The sequence below is a fragment of the Intrasporangium sp. genome (genome assembly GCF_035280925.1).
Lineage (GTDB): Bacteria > Actinomycetota > Actinomycetes > Actinomycetales > Dermatophilaceae > Intrasporangium.
Window position 1 is genome coordinate 18,752 of the sequence record NZ_DATEEY010000145.1, and the last position, 10,932, is coordinate 29,683.

The 10,932-nt window shown below is 67.4% G+C and carries 8 protein-coding genes; 2 read left to right on the forward strand and 6 right to left on the reverse strand.

Annotated elements, in window-relative coordinates; translation table 11 throughout:
* Positions 1-88 precede the first annotated feature (88 nt).
* The 6 genes from VJN29_RS13695 to VJN29_RS13720 form a co-directional block, all read right to left on the reverse strand.
* Entirely contained in the window at positions 89-1,627 is a 1,539-nt protein-coding gene (locus tag VJN29_RS13695; protein WP_324144185.1) for an MFS transporter, read from the reverse strand.
* Between the two features lie 115 nt (positions 1,628-1,742).
* The gene (locus VJN29_RS13700; RefSeq protein WP_324144186.1) at positions 1,743-2,789 is read right to left on the reverse strand and encodes a dipeptide ABC transporter ATP-binding protein; all 1,047 of its coding nucleotides are present in this window, start codon (positions 2,787-2,789) and stop codon (positions 1,743-1,745) included.
* Complete coding sequence (locus VJN29_RS13705; protein ID WP_324144187.1) at positions 2,786-3,832, reverse strand: ABC transporter ATP-binding protein; 1,047 nt, start codon at positions 3,830-3,832, stop codon at positions 2,786-2,788. Before VJN29_RS13705 ends, VJN29_RS13700 begins: the two co-directional genes overlap by 4 nt.
* A 4-nt stretch (positions 3,833-3,836) precedes the next feature.
* Entirely contained in the window at positions 3,837-4,766 is a 930-nt protein-coding gene (locus VJN29_RS13710; protein ID WP_324144188.1) for an ABC transporter permease, read from the reverse strand.
* A gap of 13 nt (positions 4,767-4,779) precedes the next feature.
* A complete protein-coding gene (locus VJN29_RS13715) occupies positions 4,780-5,790 on the reverse strand; it encodes an ABC transporter permease (RefSeq protein WP_324144189.1) in 1,011 nt (336 codons plus the stop codon).
* Positions 5,791-5,888: 98 nt separating this feature from the next.
* Positions 5,889-7,559, reverse strand: coding sequence for an ABC transporter substrate-binding protein (locus tag VJN29_RS13720; protein ID WP_324144190.1), 1,671 nt, complete (start codon positions 7,557-7,559; stop codon positions 5,889-5,891).
* 204 nt (positions 7,560-7,763) lie between these two features.
* On the opposite strand from VJN29_RS13720, the gene VJN29_RS13725 reads away from it, so the two are divergent.
* Together VJN29_RS13725 and VJN29_RS13730 are read left to right on the forward strand one after the other, a co-directional pair.
* Positions 7,764-8,561: a deoxyribonuclease IV gene (locus VJN29_RS13725; RefSeq protein ID WP_324144191.1), complete on the forward strand. Its 798-nt coding sequence runs from the start codon at positions 7,764-7,766 to the stop codon at positions 8,559-8,561.
* Between the two features lie 8 nt (positions 8,562-8,569).
* Positions 8,570-10,867: an excinuclease ABC subunit UvrA gene (locus VJN29_RS13730; protein WP_324144193.1), complete on the forward strand. Its 2,298-nt coding sequence runs from the start codon at positions 8,570-8,572 to the stop codon at positions 10,865-10,867.
* Positions 10,868-10,932: the final 65 nt, after the last annotated feature.

Genomic DNA, 10,932 nt, shown 5'->3' on the forward strand with positions numbered 1-10,932 from the left:
TCCGCCACATGGACGACCCCCTGCTCCGATCGAGTGAACACAGTTCGGGCCGAATGGTGTTCACTCGATCAGGGTGGGTCGGGGAGGCTCAGTGGCGCAGGAAGCGGAGCGCGGCCACCGCGACCACGACGAACAGAAGGGCGCCCAACCCGGCCACGACGTTGAGGCTCGTCGTGAAGGCGCCCTGCGCGGCAGTGACCAGCTCACGGCCGGCGGCCCCGGGAAGGGTGGACGCTGCCTGGACCGCGCCGGCCAGGGAGTCGAGCGCAACGGTGGTGCCGCTGGAAGCGTGCTCAGCGGCATACGGCGCAAGCTCGTCCCGGTAGACGAAGGTGGCGAGCGAACCCAGCCCCGCGACTCCCACCGCCACCCCGAACTCGCCGGAGGTCTCGGACATCGACGCCACCGAGCCGGCGCGCTCGGGCGGCGCGGACTGCATCATCACGGACATCGTCAGGGTCGACGGAAGCATGATGCCGAACGAGGCGAGCGACATCCCGAGGACGAGCAGGCCGAGTCCCGCAGCCGGCGCGATCTGGGTGTACGCGGCCAGGCCCGTCGCGCAGATGCCGAGTCCCGCGGCCATCGTGCGGCCGGTACCGAGCCTGCGGGCGATCATGGCGGAGGAGGACGAGCCGAGCAGGAGGGCGACGTTGGCCGGGAGCATCCACAGGCCGGCACCGAGCGGGTCGAGCCCCGCGACGAGCTGGAGCCACTGTGTACTGAGGAACGAGACGCCCGCCATGACGACTCCGCCGATGAGCATGACGGCCAGCGCCGTCGAGAAGGACCGGCTGCGGAAGAGTGTCAGGTCAACGAGCGGGTTCTCGATCCGGCGCTGCCGACGGATGAAGAGCACGGCCATGGTCAGTCCGGCGGTCACAGCGGCAGCGGCGATGGCACGGTCGCCACCGCGAGCGATCTCCTTGAAGCCGTGGATGATCGGCAAAATCATCGCCAGGGACAGGAGCGCGCTGGCGAGGTCGACCCTCGCGCCGGACTGCCGCTCGGACTCGGGCAGGACCCGGTGACCGACGACGACGAGCAGGACCATGAACGGCACGCCGAGCAGGAACGCCGAGCCCCACCAGAAGTGCTGGAGCAGGAGCCCACCGACGAGGGGGCCGACCGCCATGCCGCCCATGAAGCAGCTGAACCAGATGCCAATGGCGGTCATCATCGACTTCTCGTCGGTGAAGATGGTGCGGATGAGGCCCATCGTCGAGGGCATGAGCGTGGCCCCGGCGACACCGAGGACGGCTCGCCAGAAGACGAGCTCTCCCGGCGACGAGGCATACGCGGCGAACACGCTGGCGACGCCGAAGGCAACGGCGCCGATGAGCAGCAGGCGCTTGCGGCCGACCCGGTCCCCGACCGCACCCATCGTCACGAGGAAGCCGGCGAGGACGAACGAGTAGATGTCGAGCATCCACAGCTGCTGGGTCGTGCTCGCACCAAGGTCGGCGGAGAGGGCAGGCAGGGCGAGGTAGAGCACGCTGACGTCCAGGCTGAGCAGCAGCGCCGTCAGGGCCAGGACGGCCAGGGCCACCCACTGACGGGTCGACCGGGTGATCTCGAGCGTCTGTTCGTTGGTCGACGCCGCTGCGATCTCAGTGGTCGTGCTCATGCGACTTCCTCCGGTCAGGTGATGGGCGTTTGCTGCCTTTCACCTCTGTGTCGACCGGGGAGGTCACCCTTCGACACGACCACCGAGATCGTGCCCGCGAGCTGTCCGCTCGGGGTCAGATCGTGGCGCCGACGACGTCCCTCTCCTCTGCGAAGTGGCACGCGCTGGGGTGGCCCGATCCGGGCCTGATCTCGAGGGCCGGCTCCTCCTGCGCGCAGATCTCCTGGGCCTTCCAGCACCGGGTGCGGAAGCGGCACCCGGACGGCGGGTTGGCCGGCGATGGCACGTCACCCTCGAGGATGATGTGGTCGCGACGCTCCCGAAGGGTCGGGTCGGGCACGGGGACCGCCGACAGCAGAGCCTGGCTGTAGGGGTGGGTCGTGTGCTCGTAGATCTCGTCCTCCACGCCCGTCTCGACGATCTTGCCGAGGTACATCACCGCCACGCGGTCGGCGATGTGACGCACGACCGACAGGTCGTGGGCGATGAAGATGTAGGCCAGCCCCAGCTCGTTCTGGAGCTTTTCGAGCAGATTGACGACCTGCGCCTGGATCGACACGTCGAGCGCGCTGACCGGCTCGTCGCAGACGATGATCTCGGGGTTGAGCGCCAGTGACCGGGCGATGCCGATGCGCTGGCGCTGGCCGCCCGAGAACTGGTGCGGGTAGCGGTTGATGTGGTCGGCGTTCAGGCCGACCAGGTCGATCAGCTCGCGGACCCTGGCGGTGCGGCCCTTCTTCGGCACCACCTCGGGGTGGATGTCGAAGGGCTCGCCGATGATGTCGCCCACAGTCATGCGGGGGTTGAGCGACGTGTACGGGTCCTGCATGACCATCTGGATGTTGCGGCGGACCTTGCGCATGTCGCGCGCGGAGACCGCGGCCAGGTCATTGCCCTTGAGCATGATCCTGCCCTCGGTGGGCTTCTCGAGGCCGACGAGAAGGCGGGCGAGCGTCGACTTGCCACAGCCCGACTCACCCACGACCCCGAGCGTCTCGCCGCGACGCAGCTGGATGTTGACGCCGTCAACGGCACGCACGGCACCGATCTGCTTCTTGAAGACGATGCCCTGCGTCAGCGGATAGTGCTTGCGCAGGCCCTCGGTCGCGAGGACCACCTCACCGATCCTGCTCGGCGTCTCGGTCACAGGAGTCTCGGTCATGACTCGATGACCTCCCTCCAGTAGTGGCACGCGGCGATCCGGTCCACGTCGACGTCATAGTGGGGTGGCTCCGGCGCAACCTTGCAGTTGTCCTGGGCGAACCTGCACCGCGGGTGGAAGGCACAGCCCGGCGGGATGTTGGTCAGGACCGGGGGCAGGCCCTTGATGACGGCGAGCTCCTGCCCCTTCATGTCGACGCGGGGGATCGACTCGAGCAACGCCTTGGTGTAGGGGTGGGCAGGCCGCGCGTAGATGTCGCCGACCGGGGCGTCCTCGACGACCCGTCCGGCGTACATCACCGAGATCTCGTCCGCAACGTCGGCCACGACCCCCATGTCATGGGTGATGAGGATCAGGCTCATGTTCCGCTCGTTCTGGAGCTCGGACAACAGCCCCATCACCTGCGCCTGGACCGTGACGTCGAGGGCCGTCGTCGGCTCGTCGGCGATGAGGATCTCGGGCTCGAGGGCCAGGGCCATCGCGATCATGACGCGCTGGCGCATGCCGCCCGAGAACTGGTGCGGGAAGTCGTTGACTCTGTCCTTGGCCGCGGGGATCCGCACCAGGTCGAGCAGCTCGATGGCCCTGGCCTTCGCCGCCTGACGAGACATCCCGCGATGCTTGCGGAACAGCTCCCCGAGCTGGAACCCGACGGTGAAGACGGGGTTCAGCGCAGAGAGGGCGTCCTGGAAGATCATCGCGATGTGGTTGGCCCGGACTCGGCGCCGGTCCTCGTCGGAGAGCTTCAGCAGGTCCACGCCGCGATAGAGGATCTCGCCCTTGGTGATCTCGGCGGGAGGACTGTCGAGGATGCCCATGATGGCCTGGGCCGTAACGCTCTTGCCGGAGCCGGACTCCCCGAGGATCGCGCGGGTCTGCCCTTGGTGCAGCACGAAGTTCATCCCGTTGACGGCATGAGCGCGTCCGGACGTCGTGCGGAACTCCACGTGCAGGTCACGCACCTCCAGCGGGGGCGCGCTCATGTCCAGCTGCGTGAGGAACCGCGCAGTCGACTCGGACTTGACGGGTGTATCGGTGGTCATCCAGTCACCGCATCTTCGGGTCGAGGGCATCGCGCAGGGCATCACCCATGAGGATGAAGCTGAGCACGGTGCCGATGAGCAGAACCATGGGGAAGATGAGCAGCCACGGTGCCTCCAGGAAGTAGACCTGGTGCGTGGTGATCATGATTCCCCATGACTCCTCGGGCGGCTGCAGGCCGACACCGAGGAAGGTCAGCGTCGCCTCTGCGGCGACGAAGCTGCCGAGGGCGATCGTCGCGAGCACCGTCACGGGGGCGACGGCGTTCGGCAGGATGTGCCGCAGCATGATGCGAGTGTTCCCCGCACCGAGCGACCGCGCCGCAAGGACGTAGTCGAGGTTCTTCGCCGACAGCACGGCACCCCGCATGACGCGGGCGATCGTCGTCCAGCCCAGGATGACCAGCACCATGGTGATGGTCAGGATGTTCTGCACCTTGACCACGGTGAGGAACACCAGCGCTCCGAGCAGGAACGGCAGCGACAGGAAGATGTCAACGATCCTCGAGATGATGGTGTCGGCCCAGCCGCCGTAGAAGCCGGCGAGGAGGCCCAGGCTGCCGCCGATGAGGACGATTCCCACGGTGGCGCCGATCGCTATCGACAGCGATGGCTGGGCGCCGTAGATGGCGTGGGAGTAGTAGTCACAGCCGAGGATGTTGAACCCGAACGGGTGTCCCTCCTGCGGAGGCTGCCGGCTCTGGGAGATGACGCAGTTGCGGGGGTCCTCGTCGGTCCACAGGGTCGGAAAGAGCGCCATGGAGCCCACCACGAGGATGTAGAGCGCGGAGAGCACGAACGTGGGGTTGCGAATCAGCTGCCTGCGGGCGTCGCTCCACAGGCTGGCCGATGCGCCGGTTGCGCCCGGCCCCTCCGTCGTGGGGGGGTGGGCCGTCGACGACTCCTCGGCGGCGGCGGTGGGTACGAGATCACTCACTGTCTGCTCCCGCTCACTCGTATCGGATGCGTGGGTCGAGAACCGCATACAGGATGTCGACCAAGAGGTTCGCGACCAGGAAGATCAGGGCCGCGAGGGTGACGATGCCGATGACCACGCTGGCATCACCGGTGCGGGCGCTCAGCGCCGCCACTCGACCGATGCCGGGAACGTTGAAGATCGTCTCGGTGACCACCGCACCACCCATGAGGACCCCGAGGTCGACACCGAGGGAGGTGACGACCGGGATGAGCGAGTTGCGCAGCGTGTGCACGCCGGTGATCCGACGCGGCATCAGGCCCTTGGCGCGGGCGGTGCGGACGTAGTCGGCGCGGATGTTCTCGACCATGCTCGTCCTCGTCAGCCGGGCGGTGATCGCGAGGCTGGTTGCGCCCAGCACGAGGCCGGGAATGACGAGGCTCATCCACGGATAGTCCGGTTTGTAGCCGGCCGCGAACAGCCCTTGGGAAATGATGTCGGGAATGCTTTCATCCGCGCGCAGCGTGTTGCCGAACTTCACGCCGACGAACTCGCGGATGACGATGCCGAGCACGAAGATCGGCACCGCGATGACGAGCGTTGTCGAGATCTTGACGAAGTAGTCGACGAATCCGCCGCTGCGCAGGCCGGCGAGGACGCCGGCGACGACCCCGACGATCGCCTCGAAGAGGAACGCGATCAGCGCGAGGCGAATGGTGAACGGCAAGGCGCTGGCGATGATGTCGGTGACCTCACGCTGCCCCACGAGGCTGATGCCGAAGTCCCACTGGGCGATGTTGGTGATGCGCTCGCCGAAGAGGGCGAAGCACGGGTTGCCTGTCTGCGTCAGGCATGGGTCGTCCAGGTTGAGGCGCTCCGAGAGCGCCGCGAGCATTGCCGGCGTCGGCGTGCGGTCGCCGAACAAGGCGCGGACCGGGTTACCGGTCAGCTGGATGCCGAGCGACGTGACGTAGTGCAGCAGGAACATCGTGCCGAGCACGGTCGGGATGAACTGAAGCACCCGCCGGATGACATATCTCCCCACGGTCGGGGCCTCCTATCGACGTGCCGGTGGCGGCGACGACCCTACTCCGGGTCGCCGCCGCCACCAAGTCTGGAACTTCTGTCAGCTGGGTGGGAACATCACTGCTGCTTCAGCGTCATCTTCCCGTAGTCAGCGTCCGAGATCTTGTTCCAGACGAAGGTCTCGACGTTCTCGCTCTGGAGCGCCGCAATCTTGCCCCACCACATCGGCAGAACAGGAAGGTCCTCGGCGACGATGTCCTCGGCGGCCTGGTACTTCGCGATGGCACCGGCGAGGTCGGCGGCCGAGTCACCCTCGGTGATCAGCTTGTCGAACTCGGGGTTGGTGTAACCGGAGTTGTTGCTGCCGGTGTCCGTCCCGTAGAGCGGCTTGAGGTAGGTCTCCATGACCGGGTAGTCCGGGCCCCATCCGAGACGGAACGGACCGGTGAACTTCTTGGCGTCGGCCGTGTCGAGGTACTCCGCGAACTGGAGGTTGACCTTGATCTCGTAGTCGATGCCGAGAGCGGCCTTGATCTGGTCACCGACGGCCTGGAGCCACTGCTCGTGACCTGCACCGGCGTTGGCCCAGAGCTGCAGCTTGCCGCCCTTCCAGCCACCAGCCTCGTCGAGCAGCTGCTTGGCCTTCGCGGGGTCGGCCTTGCAGTACTTGCAGGTGTCGGGGCGGAAGCCCTCGAACGTCGGCGCGATGAAGCCCGTGGCGGCCGTGTAGCGGCCGTCGAAGACCGCGTCGATGATCGGCTGGCGATCGATCGAGAGCGAAAGGGCCTGACGGATGCGCTTGTCCTTGAAGTCGTCGAGGTACAGCGGCATCCCGACGTAGGTGAACGAGTCACCCGCGGTCTCGAACATCCGGTCGCCGTACTGGGCCTTGGCCTCCTTGTACCGAGCCGGCGGGATGGTGTACATCACGTCCAGCTCGCCGGCCTGGAACGCCGCATAGCCGGCGTCGACATCGGCGTAGATCTTGTAGGAGATCTTGTCGGGCATCCCCTTGACCTCGCCCTTCCACGTGTCACTGCGGACGAGCGTGATGCCGACGTTGTGCTCCCAGGATCCCTCGATCTTGTAGGGCCCGTTACCGATCGGCTTCTCGTTGCAGGCCTTGAAGGCAGCCTCGTCCTTGAGGCAGGCCTCCGCCATCGGGAAGAAGCCGGAGTAGCCCAGCGTCGACGGCAGGGCCGCGAACGGCTCGGACAGCTCGATCGTGAACTCGTTGTCGCTGACCTTCTTGAGCCCGGAGAGCTCCTTGGCCTTCGGCTCCGGAGCCTCCTTCGGCCCATCGTCGTCAGGGTCCACCGAGGACATGTCCTCGATACCTGCGAAGCGGGACATGAAGTATGCGTTGTCCTGGGCGTTCGGGCCGTACGCGACGTAGTTCCACGTGCGGATGAACGCGTCGGCGTTGACCGGCTCGCCGTTCTCGAACGTGAAGCCGGGCTTGAGCTTGACCGTCCAGTTCTTCTGGTCGCTCGACTCGATGGACTCGGCGATGTCCATCTCGGCCTTGCCGGTCTCGGCGTTGTACGTGACCAGACCGCGGTAGAGCTGGCGCAGCACGTAGATCGACGGCTCGTCACTTGCGGCAGTCGGGTTCAGGAATGCGGGCTCGGCGTTGTAGACCCTCAGGTCACCACCGGGCTGACCGCCAGCCGCGGCACCTCCATTCGTCGCGTCTGTTTCGGGTGTCTCGCTGCTGCTGCAGGCTGCCACCACCATCATCGTCATTGCGGTTGCGACCGCGATATTCACGGACCTGCGAACCTTCATCGGCTCCTCCTTGTGAAACCCCGGGGATCGTGGGGGGTTGGGGACACACTTGCACCGGGAGGGCCGAGTAACACAGCTCAGGAGCCTGCTGTTATGGAAGCGTTGTCAACCCGGTGTCCAGAACGTGACCCGGCCATATCGACCCAAAACGTGCGGTCAGTGCAGGTCAGCGCCTGCCGAGCGCTCCCGCCTAGGCTGTTTCCCATGCCCCTTCACATCGGTGCCCACGTCGACCAGGAGGATCCCATCGCGGAGGCTCGGGCGCGTGGCGCGACCCTCTCGCAGTTCTTCCTCGGCGACCCGCAGAGCTACAAGGGCCCGGTCGTCCGGTACGCCGGCGGTGCGGCCGCGCTCAAGGGTGATGCTGCAGCGGCCGGCATCGACCTCTACGTGCACGCTCCCTATCCGATCAACGTGGCGAGCCTCAACAACCGGATCCGGATCCCGGGACGCAAGCTGCTGCAGCAACACCTCCGGGCGGCCGCCGAGATCGGCGCAAAGGGCGTCATCGTCCACGGCGGACACCTCGGCGTGGAGGAGGACGCCGCCGTCGGGTTCGACAACTGGCGCAAGTGCATCGACGGGCTCGACCTGCCGGTCCCACTCCTCATCGAGAACACCGCGGGTGGGGACAACGCCATGGCTCGACGGCTCGAGGCGATCGGGCGGCTCTGGGACGCCATCGGCGCGGCGCGGGGCGGCGACACGGTCGGCTTCTGTCTCGACACGTGCCATGCCCACGCCGGCGGCAACGACCTGTCGACGATCGTCGACAAGGTCCGCGCGATCACCGGCCGGATCGACCTCGTCCACGCCAACGACTCGCGTGACGCCTTCGACTCGGGCGCCGATCGGCACACGAACTTCGGCTCCGGCACGCTCGACGGCGACGAGGTCGCGGCCGTGGTCCGCGCAGCCGGCGCTCCGGTCGTGTGCGAGACACCGGGCGGCGTCGAGGGGCAGGCAGCCGACATCGAGTGGTTGCGCTCCACGGTCGACTGACCGCCGTGATGGAGCCCGGGTCCGAGCCGACGGCTGACCGTCACGACGTGATCCGGGTGCGTGGTGCCCGGGTCAACAACCTCAAGGACGTGTCGGTCGACATCCCCAAGCGCCAGCTCACCGTGTTCACCGGGGTGTCCGGCTCGGGCAAGAGCTCGCTCGTCTTCGGCACGATCGCCGCCGAGAGCCAGCGGCTCATCAACGAGACCTACCCCGCGTTCGTCCAGTCGTTCATGGGCAGCCCGGCACGGCCCGACGTCGACGCCCTCGAGAACCTCAGCGCTGCGATCGTCGTCGACCAGGAGCGGATGGGCGCCAACTCGCGCTCGACCGTCGGCACGGCCACCGACGTCAACGCGCTGCTGCGACTCGTCTGGTCCCGCCTGTCCACGCCGCACGTCGGGCCGTCGTTCCACTTCAGCTTCAACCTGCCCGACGGGATGTGCCTCGAGTGCGAAGGCACGGGGAAGGTGTCCGCGATCGACGAGGACCAGCTCGTCGACCGCGACCGGTCTCTCAACGAGGGCGCCATCACCGTGCCGAACTTCACGCCCAACACGTGGTACTGGCGCCTCTTCGCCGAGGGTGGTCGGCTCGACCCCGACAAGAAGCTGCGCGACTACTCCCCAGAGGAGTGGGACTGGCTCATGTACACCCCGGCCACCAAGGTGAGGGCGGGCGGCATGAACACGAACTACGAGGGCCTCGTCGTCAAGGTCAAGCGGCTCTTCCTCGACAAGGAGACCGAGAGCAGCCAGAAGCACGTCAAGTCCTTCGTCGAGCGCGTCGCGACCTTCACCTCGTGTCCCGCCTGCGATGGGTCGCGGCTCAACGAGCCCGCGCGGACGGCGACGGTGGCGGGCACGACCATGCCCGAGGCGCTGTCGATGCAGGTCAGTGACCTCGCCGACTGGGTGCGCGGCCTGGTCGACGCCCCTCCGTATGCCGCCGCCCGCCCGGCGCTGGTCTCCCTGGCCGACCTGCTGGGCTCGCTCGTCGAGGTCGGTCTCGGCTACCTGTCGCTCGACCGCGAGTCGGGCACCCTGTCCGGCGGAGAGGCGCAGCGCGTCAAGATGGTCCGGCACCTCGGGTCCGCGCTGACGGACATCACCTACGTGTTCGACGAGCCGACGGTCGGCCTGCACCCGCACGACATAGGCAAGCTGATCGACCTGCTGATCCGCTTGCGCGACAAGGGAAACACCGTCCTCGTCGTGGAGCACAAGCCCGCCGTCATCGAACGCGCCGACCACGTCGTCGACCTCGGTCCCCGCGCCGGAGCTGAAGGCGGCGAGATCACGTTCACCGGTGACGTAGCGGGTTTGCGGTCCTCGGTCACCCTCACGGGCGAGCATCTCGACGCGAAGCCCGCCCAACGGCATACGCCTCGCACTCCGTCGGGGCACCTCGCGATCCGCGGGGCGCGAACCCACAACCTCAAGGACGTCGATGTCGACCTGCCGCTCGGGGTGCTCACCGTCATCACCGGCGTCGCCGGGTCTGGCAAGAGCTCGCTCGTCCACGGGTCGATCGCCGACGGCTCGATGGCCGGAGCGGGAGACGTGCGGGTCGTCGACCAGTCGGCGATCCGGGGGTCGATGCGCAGCAACCCGGCGACCTACACCGGCCTGCTCGACCCGATCCGCACGCTCTTCGCCAAGGCCAACGGAGTGAAGGCGGCACTCTTCTCGGCCAACTCGGAGGGGGCGTGCCCCGGGTGCAAGGGCTTGGGGGTCGTCTACACGGACCTCGCGATGATGGCCGGGGTGGCGAGCACGTGCGAGGAGTGCGAGGGCAGGCGCTTCCAACCCTCGGTCCTGGCCTACCAGCTCGACGGGAAGAGCATCGCGGACGTGCTCGACCTGTCGATCGCCGAGGCGCAGGAGTTCTTCACCAGCGGCGCACCACGCTCGATCCTGGGCCGGCTCGTCGACGTCGGGCTCGGCTATGTCCGGCTGGGCCAGCCGCTGTCGACGCTCTCCGGCGGTGAGCGCCAGCGGATCAAGCTCGCCAACCGGATGGGCGAGGGGGCCGGGACCTACGTCCTCGACGAACCGACGAGCGGCCTGCACCTGGCCGACATCTCACGGCTGCTCGGCATGCTCGACCGGCTCGTCGACCAGGGGAACTCGGTCATCGTCATCGAGCACCACCTCGCGGTCATGGCTCACGCCGACTGGATCGTCGACCTCGGGCCGGGTGCTGGGCACGACGGCGGCCACGTCGTCTTCGAGGGTCCGCCGGCCGAGCTGGCTCGCGCCGACACCCTGTCCGGCCAGCACCTCGCTGCGTACCTCGCGAGGTGACGGGGGCCCGTTCGACCCTCGACCTTGATGGCACTCGCATCCTGCTCCGGAAGGCGGAGCAGGAT